Annotated in this window: 14 protein-coding genes; 6 read left to right on the top strand and 8 right to left on the bottom strand. The window is 71.5% G+C overall.

What is annotated here, in order from left to right; genetic code table 11:
• Positions 1-22: 22 nt before the first annotated feature.
• Together ACWEEU_RS16030 and ACWEEU_RS16025 are read right to left on the bottom strand one after the other, a co-directional pair.
• The gene (locus ACWEEU_RS16030) at positions 23-721 is read right to left on the bottom strand and encodes a response regulator (protein ID WP_451732775.1); all 699 of its coding nucleotides are present in this window, start codon (positions 719-721) and stop codon (positions 23-25) included.
• Positions 718-2,349, bottom strand: coding sequence for a sensor histidine kinase (locus ACWEEU_RS16025; RefSeq protein WP_451732772.1), 1,632 nt, complete (start codon positions 2,347-2,349; stop codon positions 718-720). Before ACWEEU_RS16025 ends, ACWEEU_RS16030 begins: the two co-directional genes overlap by 4 nt.
• Positions 2,350-2,501: 152 nt before the next feature.
• Here ACWEEU_RS16025 and ACWEEU_RS16020 point away from each other — a divergent pair, with 152 nt between their 5' ends.
• Positions 2,502-3,893: a cation:dicarboxylate symporter family transporter gene (locus ACWEEU_RS16020; RefSeq protein ID WP_385747238.1), complete on the top strand. Its 1,392-nt coding sequence runs from the start codon at positions 2,502-2,504 to the stop codon at positions 3,891-3,893.
• A 203-nt stretch (positions 3,894-4,096) separates the two neighbouring features.
• Here ACWEEU_RS16020 and ACWEEU_RS16015 read toward each other — a convergent pair whose 3' ends face one another.
• A complete protein-coding gene (locus tag ACWEEU_RS16015; RefSeq protein WP_451732769.1) occupies positions 4,097-4,711 on the bottom strand; it encodes a TetR/AcrR family transcriptional regulator in 615 nt (204 codons plus the stop codon).
• Positions 4,712-4,858: 147 nt separating this feature from the next.
• On the opposite strand from ACWEEU_RS16015, the gene ACWEEU_RS16010 reads away from it, so the two are divergent.
• Together ACWEEU_RS16010 and ACWEEU_RS16005 are read left to right on the top strand one after the other, a co-directional pair.
• On the top strand, positions 4,859-6,667 hold the full coding sequence (locus ACWEEU_RS16010) for an MFS transporter (protein ID WP_451732766.1): 1,809 nt from the start codon (positions 4,859-4,861) through the stop codon (positions 6,665-6,667).
• Positions 6,668-6,770: 103 nt separating this feature from the next.
• A complete protein-coding gene (locus ACWEEU_RS16005) occupies positions 6,771-7,529 on the top strand; it encodes a DUF2127 domain-containing protein (RefSeq protein WP_451732763.1) in 759 nt (252 codons plus the stop codon).
• Between the two features lie 15 nt (positions 7,530-7,544).
• Here ACWEEU_RS16005 and ACWEEU_RS16000 read toward each other — a convergent pair whose 3' ends face one another.
• Together ACWEEU_RS16000 and ACWEEU_RS15995 are read right to left on the bottom strand one after the other, a co-directional pair.
• A complete protein-coding gene (locus ACWEEU_RS16000; protein ID WP_451732760.1) occupies positions 7,545-8,459 on the bottom strand; it encodes a phosphotransferase family protein in 915 nt (304 codons plus the stop codon).
• An 8-nt stretch (positions 8,460-8,467) separates the two neighbouring features.
• On the bottom strand, positions 8,468-11,059 hold the full coding sequence (locus ACWEEU_RS15995; RefSeq protein WP_451732757.1) for a hypothetical protein: 2,592 nt from the start codon (positions 11,057-11,059) through the stop codon (positions 8,468-8,470).
• A 218-nt stretch (positions 11,060-11,277) separates the two neighbouring features.
• On the opposite strand from ACWEEU_RS15995, the gene ACWEEU_RS15990 reads away from it, so the two are divergent.
• The 3 genes from ACWEEU_RS15990 to ACWEEU_RS15980 all read left to right on the top strand — a co-directional run bounded on the left by ACWEEU_RS15990 (position 11,278) and on the right by ACWEEU_RS15980 (position 14,456).
• Entirely contained in the window at positions 11,278-11,703 is a 426-nt protein-coding gene (locus ACWEEU_RS15990; protein WP_385747226.1) for a MerR family transcriptional regulator, read from the top strand.
• Positions 11,700-12,032, top strand: a complete 333-nt coding sequence (locus ACWEEU_RS15985) for a thioredoxin family protein (RefSeq protein ID WP_385747224.1) — start codon at positions 11,700-11,702, stop codon at positions 12,030-12,032. The genes ACWEEU_RS15990 and ACWEEU_RS15985 overlap by 4 nt, the downstream gene beginning before the upstream one ends.
• Before the next feature lie 141 nt (positions 12,033-12,173).
• Positions 12,174-14,456 (top strand): HelD family protein, encoded by a 2,283-nt coding sequence (locus ACWEEU_RS15980; protein ID WP_451732753.1) that lies wholly within the window; start codon positions 12,174-12,176, stop codon positions 14,454-14,456.
• 64 nt (positions 14,457-14,520) lie between these two features.
• Here the strand turns inward: ACWEEU_RS15980 and glgB are convergent, their stop codons facing one another.
• The 3 genes from glgB to ACWEEU_RS15965 all read right to left on the bottom strand — a co-directional run.
• On the bottom strand, positions 14,521-16,938 hold the full coding sequence (gene glgB, locus ACWEEU_RS15975) for a 1,4-alpha-glucan branching enzyme (protein WP_385747220.1): 2,418 nt from the start codon (positions 16,936-16,938) through the stop codon (positions 14,521-14,523).
• Between the two features lie 42 nt (positions 16,939-16,980).
• Positions 16,981-18,399, bottom strand: a complete 1,419-nt coding sequence (locus tag ACWEEU_RS15970; protein ID WP_451732750.1) for a maltokinase N-terminal cap-like domain-containing protein — start codon at positions 18,397-18,399, stop codon at positions 16,981-16,983.
• A gap of 95 nt (positions 18,400-18,494) precedes the next feature.
• Positions 18,495-18,794: alpha-glucosidase C-terminal domain-containing protein (locus tag ACWEEU_RS15965; protein WP_451732747.1), on the bottom strand; the 300-nt coding region annotated here is incomplete at its 5' end.

Raw genomic sequence — 18,794 nt, 5'->3', positions numbered from 1 at the left:
TGCCGCCGGAAGGCAGGGGGCGTCAGCGCCTCTTTCCCTCCGGCAGCCAGTGGTACATCAGCTCCGGGCGGCCCACCTGGCCGTACTGCGGCCGTCTGACCGCCCGGGCCGACTCCACCAGATACTCCAGATAACGGCGCGCCGTGATGCGGGAGATGCCGACCTCCTCGGCGACCCCGGCCGCCGTCAGACCGTCCGCACCGCCCCGCAGTACGGCCGTGACCCGCTCCAGCGTCGGTGCGCTCAGGCCCTTCGGCAGGGCTGCCGGGGTCGGGGCGCGCAGGGCGGCCAGGGCTCTGTCGACGTCCTCCTGGCCCGTCGCCTCGCCCGCCGAGGCGTGGTAGTCGGCGTAGCGGAGGAGGCGGTCGCGCAGGGTGGCGAAGGTGAACGGCTTCAGGACGTACTGGACGACGCCGAGCGAGACGCCTTCGCGGACCACGGCCAGGTCGCGGGCCGAGGTGACCGCTATGACGTCGGCCTGGTGGCCCGCCGCGCGCAGGGAACGGGCCAACTGGAGGCCGTGGACGTCGGGGAGGTGGAGGTCCAGGAGCAGCAGGTCGACCGGGGTGCGGTCCAGCAGGCGGAGGGCCTGCGCGCCGGTGGGGGCGCTGCCGACCGCCGTGAAGCCGGGGACGCGGTCGACGTAGAGGACGTGGGCGTCGGCGGCGACCGGGTCGTCCTCCACGACCAGGACGCGGATCGGCTCTCCGGCGCGCGTCATGCCTCGCCTCCCGCCGGGACCCCGGTGTGCAGCGGCAGCCGGGCCTCGAAGACCGCGCCGCCCTCCTCGGCATCCGTCACCGTCAGGGTGCCGCCGAGCCGGGTCACCGCCTGGCGGACCAGGGCCAGGCCGAGACCGCGGCCGCCTCCGCCGGGGCCGGCCGGTTTGGTGGACCAGCCGTGCTGGAAGACCAGGCCCGCGTGGGCCGGGTCGACGCCCGGCCCGGTGTCCGACACCCGCAGGACCAGGGAGGGCGCGTCGGTGGACGCGTAGGCCGTCACCGTCACCCGTGCGCCCGGACCGCCCTGGGCCGCGTCCACCGCGTTGTCGATGAGGTTGCCGAGGACGGTCACCAGGTCCCGGGCGGTGAGGCCGGGCGGCAGGACCCCGTCGTCCAGGCGGCTGTCGGGGGAGACGACCAGCTCCACGCCCCGCTCGTTCGCCTGAGCGGTCTTGCCGAGCAGGAGGGCCGCGAGGACCGGTTCGCCCAGCGCCGCCACCACCCGGTCGGTCAGCGCCTGCGCCAGCTCCAGTTCGGCCGTGGCGAACTCCACCGCCTCCTCCGCCCGGCCGAGTTCGATCAGCGAGACCACCGTGTGCAGCCGGTTCGCCGCCTCGTGCGCCTGCGCGCGCAGCGCCTGACTGAAGCCGCGCTCGGAGTCCAGCTCGCCCATCAGAGACTGGAGTTCGGTCACGTCCCGGAGCGTCACCACCGTGCCCCTGCGCTCCCCGCCCGACACCGGCGAGGTGTTGAGCACCAGGACGCGGGAGGCGGTCAGGTGGACCTCGTCCACGCGGGACGACCCGGAGAGCAGCGCCCCGGTCAGCGGACCCGGCAGGCCCAGCTCCGCCACCGACCGGCCCACCGCGTCCTCGCCCAGGTCCAGCAGCTCGCGTCCGCCGTCGTTGGCCAGCGCCACCCGCCCCAGCCCGTCCAGCATCAGCAGTCCCTCGCGCACCGCGTGCAGCGCGGCCTGGTGGTAGTCGTGCATCCGGCTCAGCTCGGCCGCGTTCATGCCGTGGGTGTGGCGGCGCAGCCGGGCGTTGACGACGTACGTGCCCACCGCGCCGAGCAGCAGCGCCGCGCCCGCCACCGCGAGCAGCGCCGTCACCTGGTCCTGGACCCGCGCGCTGATCGCCTCCACCTTGATGCCCGCGCTGACCAGCCCGACGATCCGACCGTCGTCCCGCACCGGAGTCACCGCGCGCACCGAAGGACCGAGCGTGCCGGTGTACGTCTCGGTGAACGTCCGGCCCTGTCGCGCGGGCGCGATCCGGCCCAGGAACCGCTTGCCGATCTCCCCGGTGTGCGGGTGGGTCCAGCGGATGCCGTCCGGGTTCATGATCGTCACGAAGTCGACGTCGGCGTCCCGGGTGACCCGGAGGGCGTACGGCTCCAGGTCGGCCGTGGGGTCCGGGGTGCGGATCGCCGCCCGCACCGAGGGCGCGTCCGCGATGGTCCGCGCCACCGCCCGCACCTGACGTACGGCCGCGTCCTCGGCCTGCCGCCGGTCGCTGACGTAGGTGAAGAGCGCGTACCCCGCCACCACGACCGCTATCAGCACGGCCTGCATGGCGAAGAGCTGGCCCGCGAGGCTGCGGGGCAGGGGGAGGGCGGGCGAACGCATCCCAGCAGTGTGCCTGCCGATCCCGGCGTGAACTAAATGAACGCAAGGGTGACCGCCGTCACATGGCGGGAGATAGTACGGCGATCCCCCGCACCGCCCGGACGTGAGCCGCACGCCGAAAGGTGCCGACGAAGACGTCAAGGAGGGCAGCCGTGGCCGCCAGCACCCCCGATACGGCACCTGCCGCACCCGCCGTGAAGCGGGACCGCACCCATTACCTGTACATCGCCGTCATCGTGGCGGTCGCACTCGGCATCGCCGTGGGCCTCATCTGGCCCGACGCCGGTGTCGAGCTGAAGCCGCTGGGCACCGGCTTCGTGAACCTCATCAAGATGATGATCTCGCCCATCATCTTCTGCACGATCGTGCTCGGCATCGGCTCCGTGCGGAAGGCCGCCAAGGTCGGCGCGGTCGGCGGCATAGCACTCGGCTACTTCACCGTGATGTCGCTGGTGGCGCTCGCCATCGGCCTGGTCGTCGGCAACGTCCTGCACCCGGGCGAGGGGCTGCACCTGACCGAGGCGCTCCGTCAGAGCGGCCACGCGCAGGTGTCCGCCGACGCGCTGCCCCCGGTGGACTTCGTGCTGTCGATCATCCCGGTCACGTTCGTGTCCGCCTTCACCGAGGGCCAGGTCCTCCAGACCCTGCTGATCGCGCTGCTCGCCGGGTTCGCGCTCCAGGCGATGGGCGCGGCCGGGCAGCCGGTGCTGCGCGGCATCGAGCACATCCAGCGGCTGGTCTTCCGCATCCTCGCGATGGTCATGTGGGCCGCGCCCGTCGGCGCGTTCGGCGCCATCGCGGCCGTCGTCGGCTCCGCGGGGCTCGACGCGCTCAAGAGTCTCGCCGTGCTGATGTTCGGCTTCTACGTCACCTGCGTGCTGTTCGTCTTCGTGGTGCTCGGCGCGCTGCTGCGGATCGTCTCCGGGCTGAACATCTTCCTGCTGATGAAGTACCTCGCCCGCGAGTTCCTGCTGATCTTGTCGACCTCGTCCTCGGAGTCCGCGCTGCCCCGGCTCATCGCCAAGCTGGAGCACCTCGGCGTCAGCAAGGCGGTCGTCGGCATCACCGTGCCGACCGGGTACTCCTTCAACCTCGACGGTACCATGATCTACATGACCATGGCGTCCCTCTACATCGCCGACGCCCTCGGTACGCCCATGTCGGTGGGCGAGCAGATCCCGCTGCTGCTCTTCCTGCTGCTCGCCTCCAAGGGCGCCGCGGGCGTCAGCGGCGCCGGACTCGCCACGCTGGCCGGCGGGCTCCAGTCGCACAAGCCCGCGCTGGTGGACGGCATCGGGCTGGTCGTCGGTATCGACCGCTTCATGAGCGAGGCGCGTGCGTTGACCAACTTCGCGGGCAACTCGGTCGCGACGGTGCTGATCGGCACCTGGACCAAGGAGATCGACGCGGAGCGGGTCAAGCGGGTGCTCTCCGGTGAACTGCCCTTCGACGAGACGACGCTGCTCGACGACGGCGACGGTGAGGGGGCGGCGCGGGAGCCGCAGAAGCCCGGGGGCGGGGAGAAGGAGCTGGCCTCGGCGTAACGGCTCCGCCGGTTGGCCGACTTCACGGGCCGGCCGTCCCGTGACTTTCCGACACGGGCCGTCCGTCTGTGAACTCGGTCAACCAGCAAGCGCTTCGTGAACTCCGGACGCCCGGACCCGCCTGAACCGGGGCCGGGCGTCCGGCCGTCGAGGCTGCGGGGTTCACAGTCGCACGTCACTGCCGCAGGGTTCACAAGGGGGGGCTACACGTCGCCCCGCGCCCGCTCCACCAGCTCCACCGCCCGCTCCGCCGGCACCCCCGCCGCCGTGAGCATCGTCACCGCCGCCGCGCTCCCCGCCTCCTCGGCCGGGAGCGCGCCCTCGTTCACGGCTTCCATCACCGCGAACAGCAACTGCTCGTGGACGAGCGCGAGCGCCGCGGGCTGCAGCGGGGAGACGAACGTGCCGTCCTCCAGGCCGCGTTGCAGCAGCCGGGTCTTCTCCGTGCGCAGCGGTCCGAGCCGGTCGCGGATGCCCTGCACGGTGACCGTGCGCTGGGCGAGCGCCACCAGCAGCCGGTAGCGGTCGGCGATCTCCCAGACCGTGAGCACCGAGCGGGCCACCGCCTCCGCCGGGTCGGTCACGTCCGCGCGGGCGAACGCGTCGGTCTCCGTCAGCACCTGCACCGCCTCGTCCACGAGCGTGCCGATCAGCGCCTCCCGGCTCGGGAAGTGCCCGTACACCGTGCGCCGTACGACGCCCGCCGCGCGCGCGATCTGGTCCATCGAGGCCTCGGGGTCACGCAGCAGTTCGGCGAGCGCGACGTCGAGGATGCGGCGCCGGTTGGCGTCGGCGCGGCTTGGGTTACCCGTGGTCATGGCAGTCATTGTGCACACCCTCTCGACTTGCACAGCGTTGTGCAACGACGTACATTGCACATGGTTGTGCAATTGCACGCCCCTGTGCAAGTCCATGCCGCGCAGGTTGTCCCGTCGCGCACGCCGTCGAGGAAGGTCACCCCTGTCATGCGACTCGTCATGAACGAACCGGTCGAGAGGACGGGGCGTCCCTACCCCCGGCGCTGGTGGGCACTGCTCGTGCTGTGCCTCAGCCTGCTGATCATCGTGATGGCGAACACCGCCCTCACGGTCGCCGCTCCCGACATGACCCGCGACCTGGGGCTGTCCAGCGCAGACCTCCAGTGGGTGATCGACGGCTACACCGTTCCGTACGCCGCGCTGATGCTGCTGCTCGGCGCGATCGGCGACAAGTACAGCCGCCGCGGGGCGTTGATCCTCGGTCTCACCGTGTTCGGCGGGGGCGCGGTCTTCGGGTACTTCGCCGACAGCTCCACCACCGTCATCGCGGCGCGTGCCGTGATGGGCTTCGGCGCCGCGCTGATCATGCCGGCCACGCTCTCGCTGCTCGCGGCGACCTTCCCGCGCGCCGAGCGCGCCAAGGCCATCACCCTGTGGACCGCCACGGCGGGCCTCGCCATCGCGGCCGGACCGGTCGTCGCGGGTGCGCTGCTGCGCGACCACGGCTGGTCCTCCACCTTCCTGATCAACGTGCCGATCGCGGCCGTGGCGATCGTCGCCGCCCTGGTCCTCGTGCCGCCGTCCAAGGCGGGGCACGCCGAACGGATCGACTACGTCGGCGGTCTGCTGTCCGTGGTCTGGGTCGGTGCGCTCGTCTACATGATCATCGAAGGGCCGCACTTCGGGTGGGGTACCAAGGCCGTCACCGCCGCGGTCGTCGCGGGCCTCGGCCTGATCGCCTTCGTCGGCTGGGAGCTGCGGCACCCCCGCCCGGTGCTGGACGTACGCCGCTTCGCCGACCGCCGCTTCGCGGGCTCCAACCTCGCCGTCGCCCTGTTCTTCCTGGCAGTCTTCGGCGCCTTCTACTACCTGACCCAGCACCTCCAGTTCGTCCTCGGCTACGACGCCCTGGAGACCGGCGTCCGCATGTTGCCGCTGGCCGGCGCGGTCTTCGTCGGCTCGGCGCTCACCGGCTGGCTCACCCCGCGTGTCGGGATGCGCTGGACGGTCGGCGCGGGCATGGTCGGCGGCACGGTGGCGCTCGCACTGCTGACCCGCGTGGACGCGGGCTCGACGTACGGCGACTTCGTGGCGCCCCTCGTCGTCCTGGGTCTCGCCATCGGCCTCGCCCTCTCGCCCTGCACCGACGCGATCATGGGCTCCTTCCCGGAGTCCGAGCTGGGCGTGGGCGGCGCGGTCAACGACACCTCGCTTGAGCTGGGCGGCTCGCTCGGCATCGCGATCCTCGGCTCCCTCCTCGCCACCTCCTACGGCGACCACCTCACGTCCGCGACGAAGGGGAGCGGGCTCCCGGCGAACGCGCTGGACACCGCGCGGGACTCCGTCGGCGCGGGCTACGCCGTCGCGCAGGGCATCGGCGACAAGGCGCACTCCCTCGCCGCGAAGGCCGCCGCCGCGACCGACCCCCAGCAGGCGGCCCAGCTCAAGCAGCAGGCGACCCAGCTCGCCACCGGTGCGCACCGGATGGCCGAGGCGGTCGGCGCGTCGTTCTCCGACGCGGTGGCGCACACGAGCCTGATCGGGGCGGTGATCCTGGCGGTGGGCACGGTGATGGTGACGGTGCTGCTGCCGGGGCGGGAGAAGACGGGGGCGGTCGAGACGGCTGAGGTTGCCGAGGTTGCCGGGGTTGGTGAGTCTGCCGAGGCTGCCAACGACGCGAAGGATGCCGTAGCGGCGGAGCCGAAGCCCGCACCGGGACCGGCACCGGAATCGGAACCGGCGCCCGAATCCGCCCCCGACCCCGCTGCCGAACCGGCCGAAACCGCGGCCAAGTGACCGCCCCGGCCGACTGACGCACCACGATCCACTAACGTGCCGTGCCGGAACCGCGATTCCGCGGGACCGGCACGGCACGGCACGTCATACGGAGGTACGGGGGATGAAGATCGACTGGAACCGGCGGACCTGCGCCCGCAAGGGCCATGTGACCTACGCGCCGGACGACCCCAGGCTCCGCATACGCCTGCACGCCCGCACCGAACTGGGCGACATCTGGCGCTGCCTGCGCTGCGGCGACTTCACCCCGGGCGAGCCGCACGGTTCCGGTCCGGCGTCGGAGGCTCCGCTGGTGCCGCGCGGAAAGGTGCTGCGGGACCTGTTCGTCCTGCGCTTCCTCGCCGTGGAACGGGCGCTGCGCGGGGTGTTCATCGTCCTGGTGGCGGTCGCGGTCTGGAAGTTCAGCAACAGCCAGGACGCGGTGCGTCGCCTGTTCGACGAGTACCTCGATGTCTTCCGCCCGGTCTTCCGCCACTTCCACTACGACCTGGACCACTCCCCGGTCGTCGGCTCCATCCAGAAGGCGTTCGGCTACCGCCACTCCACCCTCCTGGTGGTGGCGGGCGTCCTCCTCGCCTACGCCCTGATCGAACTGATCGAAGCGGTCGGCCTCTGGTACGCCAAGCGCTGGGCGGAGTACCTCACCGTCGTCGCCACGGCCGCCTTCCTCCCCCTGGAGATCTACGAACTCACCGAACACATCAGTTGGGTCAAGATCGCCACCCTCACCCTCAACATCCTCGCCGTCCTCTACATCCTCCTGACCAAGCGGCTGTTCGGGCTGCGGGGCGGGCGCAGGAAATTCGACGAGGAACGCCGCAGCGCGTCTTTGCTGGAGGTGGAGGAGTCGGCGGGGTTGTGATCAGTCCCGGCGGGCTCAGAACGGAGCGGGAACTCCGGGAAGGCTCAGCAAGTGTGGCGCGCGGTGGCTGAGGTGGTCATGGAGCCAACGGGCGTCCTCCACTTCGTCGACGAGGTAGCAGTCGAGGAGCCGCCGGAACTGGAAGAGCGGCAACAGCGCGTCGAGAGCGGACTGGTCGAATCCGTCCCGGCCATAGGCGTCCAGGAGCGGCGCCATGGGTGCGCCGCGGGGCAGGTCGACAGCGAGAGCCCAAGCCAGATCGAACTCGGGTGGCGCAATGTGAATCGCTCCGGGATCGAGGATTCCGGCGAGGCGTCCGCTCTCGGTGGTGAGCGTGTTGTGGGACACGGCGATGTCGCTGTGAACAGCGGTCATCTCCAGGCCGCGGCTGGTTGCGGCCAGAAGCTCGGCGAAGGCGGGGTAGACCTGGGGGTGGAACTTCCGCGCGCTGCCCAGCATGACGCCGAGACCTCCGGGGTCGTCGAGAGCGAGGCCGGCGAGGGGCACTTGTTCGTGCCAACTGCGAAGTGCCTCGCCGAGGCTGTGCTGTTGTGCCGGGGTGGGGTGGCGAACGACGCTTCCGTGGATCCGTTCCAGGACCAGCCACCAGCGGTTGCCGTCTCGTTCCGAGGTGACGCCGTAATCCAGAAGTGCGGGAACCGGTATGCCGGTGACCGGTCTGATCGCCGCGAACCAGAGCGCGGTGCCGAGGAGTTCGTGAAGTCGGTGTTGGGCTTTGGCGATGGTCGCGGTGCCAAAGGCGACTGGGCCGTTGTAGTCACGTCCGAGGGGCGGACCGTCATAGGCCGGCCGCCTGGTGGCCGCGGCCAGGGCCGCCTGAACCTGGCACTCGGGCACGCGGTCGGTGGGGAACAGGGCGCGGGTGTCGCCGAGGTCGAGGGGGCCGCAGCGGGTGAGGCGTCGTGGCACGGGTTGAGTCATTCCCCTCGCCGGTGACGGGCAAGCAGCCTGTCCAGGGGTGCTTGCCAGCGCTGACGCGCGGTCTCCGCCTCGATCCAGTCGATGGAAGCGAATGCGACGTGGTTGTCGGGTGCCGTCCAGAGTTCGGTGATCGCCGTCCAGACAGGTGGTCCGAGAGGGCGATCCGCATGTGCCGCCGTGGCGAGGCTTCGCGCCGTGTGCCGGGCGTCGGGCAGCTTGCCCTGCCCGAGAAGTATGAGCGTTTCGACGGCCTCGATCGGGAGGAGATCGAAGGTAACTCCCGCGACGGCGTGGCCTGCCCTGGCCCGGTCGAGGAGTTGCTCGGCTCGGTACCAACGGCCGCGGTGCGCGTGGACGAGGGCGTCCGCCACGTCGCACTGGGCGAGACCGATGGTGTCGCCCAGTCTGCTGTTGAGGTCCCGGGCCTCGGTGAGGAAGGCGGCCGCCGTGTCGGGGTCGAGCCACATGTGAGTCAGCGCGAGATGCCGTGTGGCGCGGGCGGTCCATAGGACGGATCTGGCCTCGCGGGCGTGCCGAAGCGCTCGGCCGAAGTGCTCTGTCGCACGCTGGAACCTCGCGTTGTGCAGCTCCAGGTGGCCCAGTGCGTCGGCGGAACCGCTCTGGGCGATCCGCGGTTCCAGCGCCGGGCTCACCGCGAGCAAGGGGGCGGTGAACCGGCTGGTGCGGAGCGCCAGGCCGATCAGTCCGAGCTGTGCCTCGCTGCCGAGGGGTTCGGCTTCGTTGACGACGCCGGTGAAGGCTCGCTCGGCTTCGTCGAGTTCCCCGCAGGAGAAGGCGAGGTTTCCCCGCACGACCTCTCCGTACGCGGCGTACGGGTCGCCTTCCCTGCGCGGCAGCGCTTGGAGCTGGGCGAGGCGCACACGGGCTTCGAGGTTCGTGTCGGCCGAGATCCGGGCTGTCTCCCGCAGGCGGATCAGTTCCCCCGCCGTGTCACCCGGGATTTCCGGTAGCCCCAAGAGCACCTGCCACTGTCCGAGTTCATAGAGCACATAGGCGAGTTGACCAAGGTCGGGAGGCAGGATCCGGTGCTCGACGGCGGCTTGGAAGCTGAGCAGGAACGCGGACACGGCTCGGGGGAGGTAGGTCGCGGCGGTGGCACGACGGCCCCAAGCGGTGCCTTGTCCTCGGTGCTCCGTCAGCGCGGACCCGGCGAGGTGTCCCACGGCACGGATCGCCGCTTGCCGACGCTCCTCGGGAGTCCACCCGTCCGGCGTATGGTCGTCGCACGTGTTGACAGCCTGCCTGAGGCTTTCGTGCAGGCGAGAGACGGGCCAGGTCGTGTCGTCCGAGAGCACCAGTGCGCGTTGCAGGAAGTCCTCGATGCGACGCCTGCGCACTCCCGGGAGGGCGGCGGCGAGGGTCTCCGGGTCGAAGGCCTGCAGCAGGGCGGCGGCACGCAGCAAGTCCCGGTCCACCACGTCGAGATCCCGCATGAGACGGACGACGAGCTCGGGGAAGGGAAGACCGAAGAGCTCTTCCTCCGGAGTCTGGCCACGGGCGGCGATCTGCTCGTAGAGCGAGGCCGAGAGTTCGAGGTAGTGGGGTGAGCCGACGGAGCCTTCGATGATGCGGCGGCGCAGTTGCTGCGGAATCGCCGGTCGGCCGTCGCGTGTAAGACGAGATCGAAGGTATTCGTCCGCTTGGGGATCGTCGAAGCCTTCCAGCGCGACCTGGTCGCCGCCGGGAGCGGAATCCTCGGCCTGGTCCGGTGCCCGCAGGCCCGGCCAGCGCTGCGGCCCGCCGTAGACGAGTGCTGTCGCACGGACCGGGTCGTGCCAGGTCAGATGGCGCCGGGACGAGGCGAGGAAGAGGACGTTGGGCATGAGATAGACGAGGCGTGAGACCAGGTCCTCCAGGCCGCCCCGCTCGGGCGGGAGGACCTGGACGTGCTCGAAGGTGTCGAGCAGGCAGAGCACCAGGGTCGGCTCCCCGCGCCGATGGGCTTCCAGGTCGCGTGCCAGAAGGACGGGCAGGTACCCGAGCATCCGGTCGGGGTCGACCTCGTTGATCAGCGCCTCGAAGGGCGGGAACTCCCGGATCAGATGCTTCACGCGGTTGTTCTGCGCGGCCTTCTGCCCGACCAGCTTCAGCAACTGGTAGCCCAGACCGACGAGACCGAAACCGCCGGCCATCTGGTCCACGGTGTTCGCGACCTGGTCGGCGACGCGCGCGGACGCCGCACCTGCCGCGTCATGCCGACGCAGGAAGGTCACGAGATTCTCGCCCGGGTGCTTGCGTTCCCAGTACAGGGCGAGCGCCAGATCGAAGGCGGGCCAGCTGCGGCCCAGTGATCCGACGGCAGCCCGGATGCGCAGGAGCACCGCCTCGAAGCCGAGTGCGTCAGGGTCGGCGAAGTTGATGTGTGCCGTGGCGCTGCGGGAGGGGAGACCGGCTGCTTGGCCGGTGGCTGCCAGCTGTGCGGCCTGCCGGAGCAGGGTGCTCTTACCCACTCCGCCGAGGCCGATGAACGTGAGGAGGTTCTCCGCCGGGCGCTGGAAGTCCATCAGTTCGGTGGGCGTCCAGCTTCGAGAGGCTTGGGCGAGGCAGCGTTCCCGGAAGGCTGCCAAGGGGACTTGACGATCAGTGAACACCTCGTGCACCTCGAAAGGCGCAGCCGGGCCCAGGGCGAAAAACCGATCAATATCCACAGGGCAATGACAGCATGTGTGCGCAGGGTTTCGGGGTGAGATCGCCGAGTTGGCCCGACCACGACATGTCTCAGGCCACGGCCACTACGGGGTCACCGGTTGCCTTGACCCCCGCGTCAACCCCTACCGTCCCTGACATGCGAATCGGCGAGCTGGCCGCGCGGGCCGGGACGACGACCCGGGCGCTGCGGTATTACGAGGCGCGGGGGTTGCTGCCCGCGCGGCGGGACGCGCAGGGGTACCGGGAGTACGACGAGGGGGATCTGCGGGTGTTGCGGCAGATCCGGACGCTGAGGGACTTCGGGTTCGAGCTGGAGGAGACGCGGCCGTTCGTGGAGTGTCTGCGGGCGGGGCATCCCGAGGGCGACTCCTGTCCCGCCTCGCTGGTGGTCTACCGGCGCAAGCTCGGCGAGCTGGACGAGTTGATCGGGCAGCTCGCGGCGGTGCGGGAGACGGTCGCGGGGCAGTTGCGGCGGGCCGAGGAGGCGCGTGCGGAGCTGGCCGCCGAGTCGCTGGTTCCGGGAGGTCCGGAGCCTTCGTGCGAGCTGGGAGGGCCGCGATGAGCGTGGCGAGCGGAGTGGACGAGGTGACGGACGCGGATTTCGCGGCGGAGGTGATCGGCTCCGAGCTGCCCGTGCTGGTGGAGTTCACCGCCGACTGGTGCGGGCCGTGCCGTCAGATGGCGCCGGTGCTGAAGGAGATCGCCTTCAGTGAGGGCGACCGGCTCAAGGTGGTCCAGGTGGACGTGGACCGCAATCCGGCGACGGCGCTGGCGCACGGTGTGCTCTCCGCGCCGACGCTGGTCGTCTACCGCGACGGTGAGCCGGTGAAGTCGATGGTGGGAGCGCGTTCCAGGCGGCGGCTGCTTCAGGAGCTGGCCGACGTGCTGTGAGAGCCCCCGTGGCGCCCTTCGCGACCGCACGGACACAAGGAAATCCCCCGAGCAATTGCGCTCGGGGGATTTCCTTATGTATATTTGTTGATTCGCGACTTCCGAAAAGGAGATCGCGGAGAAGTTCAGTGAGCACAGTATATGCGGGCGGGAGTGGAATTGTCAAACACGGGATTTCCGGACGATGAATTGCGGCACGAGCAGGAATTCATCGACGGACTGTACGAGCGCGTGGACGTGCTCCGCGGCGAGGCCGAGACCTCGGTCAAGGACGCCCTCGCGCAGGGCGACAAGCCCCAGCAGGCCCGGCTGGAGCGGGACATCCTGGTGGCCGAGCGCTCCGGGCTGCTCGCCGCGCTGAACTCCGTCGACGGCTCCCTCTGCTTCGGCCGGATCGACATGTCCGACGGCACCACCCACCACATCGGGCGCATCGGACTGCGCGAGGAGGACACCGAGCGCACCCCGGTCCTCATCGACTGGCGCGCCGACGTCGCCCGCCCCTTCTACGTCGCCACCGGGCACACCCCGATGGGGCTGCGCCGCCGCCGGCACATCACCACCGAGGGCCGCAGCGTCACCTCCCTGCACGACGAGATCCTCGACCTCGGGGACCGGGAGCGCACCGGACACGAGGACCCCACGGGCGACGCCGTGCTGCTGGCAGCGCTGAACTCGGCGCGCACCGGACGCATGGGCGACATCGTGCGCACCATCCAGGCCGAGCAGGACGAGATCATCCGGGCCCCGCACCGGGGCGTGCTCGTGGTCGAGGGCGGCCCCGGCACCGGCAAGACCGCGGTCGCGCTGCACCGCGCCGCCTACCTCCTCTACGAGCACCGCGAGCTGCTGGCCCGCCGCGCCGTGCTGATCGTCGGCCCCAACCCGGCGTTCCTCGGCTACATCGGCGAGGTGCTGCCCTCGCTCGGCGAGACCGGGGTGCTGCTGGCCACCGTCGGGGAGCTGTTCCCCGGGGTGCGGGCCACCGCCACGGACACCCCGGAGGCGGCCGCCGTGAAGGGCCGCGCGGAGATGGCCGACGTGATCGCCGCCGTCGTACGCGACCGGCAGGCGCTGCCCGATCCGGTGATCGCCGTCGAGCACGACCGGGAGATCCTCATGCTCGACCAGGGCCTGGTGAGCGTCGCCCGCGAGCGCACCCGCGCCACCGGCCTGCCGCACAACGTCGCCCGCGAGCACTTCGAGGGGCACATCCTCAACGCGCTCACCGAGCTGTACGCCGAGCGCGTGGGCACCGACCCCTACGACGGCACCAGCCTGCTCGACCCCTCGGACATCACCCAGATCCGCGACGAGCTGGCGGAGAACCCCGAAGTCTGGGCGGCCATCGACCAGTTGTGGCCCCGGGTGACCCCGCGCCGGCTGATCTCGGACTTCCTCGCGGAGCCCGACGGTCACCTCCCGGCGGCTGACGCCGACGCCATCCGCCGTCCCGAGACGCGCGAATGGACCGTCGCGGACGTGCCGTTGCTGGACGAGGCCGCCGAACTCCTCGGCGAGGACGACCGGATGGCCCGCGCCCGCGCGGAACGCGAGCGGGAGACCCAGATCGCCTTCGCGCAGGGCGTGCTGGACGTGTCGTACGCCTCGCGCACCTACGAGTTCGACGACAAGGAGGAGCAGGACGCCGACGCCTCCGAGGTGCTCTCGGCGCACGACATCATCGACGCCGAGCGCTTCGCGGAGCGCCACGAGGAGGCCGACCACCGCAGCGCCGCCGAGCGCGCGGCCGCCGACCGCACCTGGGCGTTCGGGCACATCATCGTGGACGAGGCGCAGGAACTCTCCCCGATGGCCTGGCGGTTGCTGATGCGGCGCAGCCCGACCCGCTCCATGACGCTGGTCGGTGATCCCGCGCAGACCGCCGAGGCGGCGGGCGTCGGCTCCTGGTCGGACATCCTCGCGCCCTACGTCGAGGACCGCTGGGAGCACACCCGCCTCGGGGTCAACTACCGCACCCCGTCCGAGATCATGGACCTCGCCGCGGGCGTGGTCCGCGCCACCGACCCCGACTTCGAGCCGCCCGCCTCCGTCCGCTCGACGGGTGTACGGCCCTGGGTGCGCGAGGTGACCGACGACCTCCCCGGCGCCGTCGCCGAAGCGACCGCCGAACTCACCCCGGACGAAGGCCGCCTGGCGATCATCGCCCCACGCCACCTCCACCCGGCCCTCGCCGCCCGCCTCGACGGCGTCACCGCCGGCGCCGAACCCGACCTGACCCGGCGCGTCGTCCTCCTGGACCCCCGCCAGGCCAAGGGCCTCGAATTCGACTCCGTCCTGGTGGTGGAACCCGGCGACTACGGCACGAGCGACCTCTACGTGGCGCTGACCCGCGCGACCCAGCGCCTGGGCATCCTGCACAGCGAGAAACTGCCGGCGGGGCTGGCCCCGGCCGCGGCGTGACGGCACCGGTCCGGGAGCACCCGTCTCCCGGACCGGGCACAGGTCGGTCCGGGGCGCGCCCGGTTCAGGCCGGCCGCAGCCACACCGTCGACAGCGGCGGCAGCGTCAGCCGGACGCTCGCCGGGAAGCCGTGCCACGGCTGGGGCTCCGGTTTGATCACGTCCGGGTTGGTGACGTCGCTGCCGCCGTAGGCGGCGCTGTCGGTGTTCAGCGTCTCGTGCCAGGCGGGGATGTCGTCGGGGACGCCGAGACGGTAGTCGTGGCGGACCACCGGGGCGAAGTGGGAGACGGCGAGGAGGGGGGTGCCTTCGGCGTCGCGGCGCAGGAAGGCGAGGACGTTGTCGTCGGCCGCGTCGCCCACGACCCAGGCGAAGCCCGAGGGGTCGGTGTCCCGTTGCCACAGGGCCGGGGTGGCGCGGTACCGGGTGTTGAGGTCGCGCACCAGGTCGCGTACGCCCCGGTGGTCGGGGGCGGCGCCGTACGACGGGTCGAGCAGCCACCAGTCGGGGCCGTGCGCCTCGGACCACTCCGCGCCCTGGGCGAACTCCTGCCCCATGAAGAGCAGCTGCTTGCCCGGGTGGGCCCACATGAAGGCCAGGTAGGCGCGCAGGCCGGCCCGCTGCTGCCACCAGTCGCCCGGCATCTTCGAGACCAACGACCGCTTGCCGTGGACCACTTCGTCGTGCGAGATCGGCAGGACGTAGTTCTCGCTGTACGCGTACACCATCGAGAAGGTCATCTCGTGGTGGTGGTACTTGCGGTGCACGGGGTCGTGGCTCATGTACTCCAGCGAGTCGTGCATCCAGCCCATGTTCCACTTCAGCCCGAACCCCAGACCGCCGAAGCCGCTCGGGCCCCGGTGGTGGGTGGGGCGGGTCACGCCGTCCCAGGCGGTGGACTCCTCGGCGATGGTGACCACGCCCGGGCAGCGCCGGTAGACCGTGGCGTTCATCTCCTGGAGGAACGCCACCGCGTCCAGGTTCTCCCGGCCGCCCCGCTCGTTCGGCGTCCACTGGCCGGGCTCGCGCGAGTAGTCGAGGTAGAGCATCGAGGCGACCGCGTCCACGCGCAGCCCGTCGATGTGGAACTCCTCGCACCAGTACACCGCGTTCGCCACGAGGAAGTTGCGCACCTCACGGCGCCCGAAGTCGAACTCCAGCGTGCCCCAGTCGGGATGAGCCGCCCGCAGCGGATCGTGGTGCTCGTACAGCGGGCGCCCGTCGAACTCCGCCAGCGCCCACTCGTCGCGCGGGAAGTGCGCGGGCACCCAGTCCATCAGCACCCCGATGCCCGCCTGATGCAGCCGGTCCACCAGGTACTTGAAGTCGTCCGGGGTGCCAAGACGCGCCGTGGGGGCGTAGAAACCGGTGACCTGATAGCCCCAGGAACCGCCGAAGGGATGCTCCGCGACCGGCATCAGCTCCACATGGGTGAAGCCGAGGTCCTTCACGTACGCGGTGAGCTGGTCGGCCAGTTGCCGATAGGTCAACCCGGGACGCCAGGACGGCAGATGGACCTCGTACACCGAGAACGGCGCTTCGTGCACCGCCTGTTCGCCGCGTCGCGCCATCCACTCCGCGTCGTCCCACTCGTGACGGGAGACCTCCACCACCGAGGAGGTCGCGGGCGGGACCTCGGTGCGCCGGGCCATCGGGTCGGCGCGCAGGGTGTGCGAGCCGTCCGGCCGGGTGATCTCGAACTTGTACAGCTCGCCCTCCCCGACCCCGGGCACGAAGAGCTCCCACACCCCGCTGGAGCCCAGCGAGCGCATCGGATACCCGGTCGCGTCCCAGAAGTCGAAGCCGCCCGCGACCCGCACGCCCCGCGCGTTCGGCGCCCACACCGAGAAGCGGGTGCCCATCACGCCCTGGTGGGTCATGACCCGCGCGCCGAGCGCCTTCCACAGCTCCTCGTGGCGGCCCTCCCCGATCAGATGCAGGTCCAGATCGCCGAGGGTGGGCCAGAAGCGGTAGGGGTCCTCGGTCTCGTGCACGGTGCCGTCGTAGGTGACCAGCAGGTGGTAGACCGGCGCGTCGGTCAGGGGCAGCAGGCCGGAGAAGAAGCCGTCGCCGTCGTCGTGCAGCGGCGCCCGGACCTCCCCGATGGCCACGGTGACCGCCTGGGCGTACGGGCGGAAGACACGGAAGGCGACGCCGCCCGGGACCGCGTGGGCGCCGAGGACGGCGTGCGGGTCGTGGTGGGTGCCGAGCAGCAGCCGCGCGCGGTCGTCCGCGTCGAGGGCGGGGGAGACGGCGGGCGGGGCGGTCGGCGGAGCGGACTCGGTGCGCGGGGAGGGCAGCCGCGGGGCGTCCCGCGGCGCGCGGGCCTGGGGGATCGCCGGGCCCTTGGCGGCCTCCGCGACCTCCGGGACCTGCGGGGTCCTCAAGGGCTTCGGCTTGGCCGGCTTGGCGGCCTTCGCCGCCCCGCCGGTCTGGTTCTTGGCGGACTTGTTCTTCGACGTGGCTCGCTTCTTGGGCGTCACGGACGGTTCTCCCGGGCGGGTCGGGTGAGGGGGAGGTCGGGGTCAAGCCGGGTCGGGGGTGGCCAGGCGGCGTACGGCCGAGAGCGGGACCGGCAGCCACTCGGGGCGGTGCCGGGCCTCGTAGACGACCTCGTAGACCGCCTTGTCGGTCTCGTAGGCGCGCAGCAGCACCGGATCGGTGCGCGGATCACGGCCCGCGACCTCGGCGTAGCCGGAGCAGTAGGCGGACCGGCAGGTGTGCGCCCACTCGGGCGCGGGCGGGCCCGCCGAGTGGGCGGCGTAGTCGAAGGAGCGCAGCATCCCGGCGACATCGCGCACCACGGGCTGCGGCAGCCGCCGCTCGGCCAGCGGCCGGGACGGCTCGCCCTCGAAGTCGATCAGCGACCAGGCGCCGGACGGCGAGCGCAGGCACTGGCCCAGATGCAGATCGCCGTGCACCCGCTGCGCGGTCCAGGTACGGCCCTCGGCGGCCAGGTCGGCCAGCGCCGCGTAGGCCGCGCGCAGCCCCGGCTCGTACGGACGCAGCGCGGGCACCGCCCGTACGGCCGCCGTCAGCCGCTCGGTCATGCCGTCCACCAGCTGCCTGAGCTGCGCCTGGCCGAGGGTGACCGTGGGCAGCGCGCGGGCGAGCGCGGTGTGCACCTCGGCGGTGGCCCGGCCCAGCGCCCGCGCCTCGGCGGCGAAGTCCTCGCCCTTGGCCAGCTCGCGCAGCGCCAGCTCCCAGCCGTCGGCCGCGCCGCTGACGTACGGCTGGAGGACGGCCAGGACGTACGGCTCGGCGTCCAGCTCGGTGTGCAGCCAGGCCACCGGCGCGGGTACCCGGGCGCAGCCCTCGCGGGCCAGGGCGAGGGGGAGTTCCAGATCGGGGTTGACCCCCGGGGTGACCCGGCGCAGCAGCTTCAGGATGAACGTATCGCCGTACACCACCGAGGAGTTGGACTGCTCGGAGGTCAGCAGCCGGGCCACCAGACCGTCCCGGATCTCCTGCCCCTCCGCGCGCTCGAACGCGAGGCCGCCGATACGGGCCCGGGTGCGCAGGGCCTCCAGGAGCACTTCGGCGGGCCGGGGGTCGTGCAGTGCCTCGTACACCGTGCGCCCGGCGAGCGGACCCGAGGGCACGTGGCCGATCAGCGCGGGCGCCAGCCGGGGCGGCAGCGCCTCGCGCACGCCTATCAGGAGCTGGTAGCAGTCGTCGGGCTGCGGCGGGGCGCCGGGCGCGGCGGGCTGATGCACGCGCAGCAGCAGGTGATAGAGCCCCAACCTGCCTTCGGGAGGCAGCAGTTCGGTCGAGGCGACAAGAGTGAACCCGGTGACCGCGCGCCCCTTCCCGGCGAACCAGCGCTGCCGGGGCAGCCATTCGCGCAGCAGGGGGTCGAGGGAGGCGAGGAGTGGAGCTGTGGTGCCGGTGGGGGTGGTGGTGCCGGACGGGGTGGTGCCGGAGGGGGTGACCGTTTCCGCCATGGGCGTCACGTCCTTTCCCCGGATCGTCGGGGGTGTTACTCAACCGTGCCCCGGGTGGGGCGGCGGAAACCGCCCGCCGCCCCACTCCGGCCGGACTACGCGGCGTCCTCGCGGAGCCGGAACCAGTAGAAGCCGTGGCCCGCCAGCGTGAGCAGATACGGCAGTTCGCCCACGGCCGGGAAGCGCACCCCGCCGAACAGCTCGACCGGATGCCGCCCGGTGAACCGGCGCAGATCCAGCTCCGTGGGCTGCGCGAACCGCGAGAAGTTGTGCACGCAGACCACGATGTCGTCCTCGTACTCCCGCAGGAAGGCGAGGACCGCAGGGTTGGAGGACTGCAGTTCGGTGTAGGTGCCGAGTCCGAAGGCGGGGTTCTGCTTGCGGATCTCGATCAT

The organism is Streptomyces sp. NPDC005004 (genome assembly GCF_053600675.1).
The sequence above is the reverse complement of the archived record's forward strand: the minus strand, read 5'-3'. Positions and strand labels throughout refer to the sequence as shown.

What these genes read in the sequence shown, in the direction of transcription:
- ACWEEU_RS16030 (WP_451732775.1), bottom strand. Translation starts at nt 721, where the DNA reads ATGACGCGCGCCGGAGAGCCGATCCGCGTCCTGGTCGTGGAGGACGAC.
- ACWEEU_RS16015 (WP_451732769.1), bottom strand. Translation starts at nt 4,711, where the DNA reads ATGACCACGGGTAACCCAAGCCGCGCCGACGCCAACCGGCGCCGCATC.
- ACWEEU_RS16025 (WP_451732772.1), bottom strand. Translation starts at nt 2,349, where the DNA reads ATGCGTTCGCCCGCCCTCCCCCTGCCCCGCAGCCTCGCGGGCCAGCTC.
- ACWEEU_RS16010 (WP_451732766.1), top strand. Translation starts at nt 4,859, where the DNA reads ATGCGACTCGTCATGAACGAACCGGTCGAGAGGACGGGGCGTCCCTAC.
- ACWEEU_RS16005 (WP_451732763.1), top strand. Translation starts at nt 6,771, where the DNA reads ATGAAGATCGACTGGAACCGGCGGACCTGCGCCCGCAAGGGCCATGTG.
- ACWEEU_RS15980 (WP_451732753.1), top strand. Translation starts at nt 12,174, where the DNA reads ATGCGGGCGGGAGTGGAATTGTCAAACACGGGATTTCCGGACGATGAA.
- ACWEEU_RS15970 (WP_451732750.1), bottom strand. Translation starts at nt 18,399, where the DNA reads ATGGCGGAAACGGTCACCCCCTCCGGCACCACCCCGTCCGGCACCACC.
- ACWEEU_RS15985 (WP_385747224.1), top strand. Translation starts at nt 11,700, where the DNA reads ATGAGCGTGGCGAGCGGAGTGGACGAGGTGACGGACGCGGATTTCGCG.
- ACWEEU_RS15990 (WP_385747226.1), top strand. Translation starts at nt 11,278, where the DNA reads ATGCGAATCGGCGAGCTGGCCGCGCGGGCCGGGACGACGACCCGGGCG.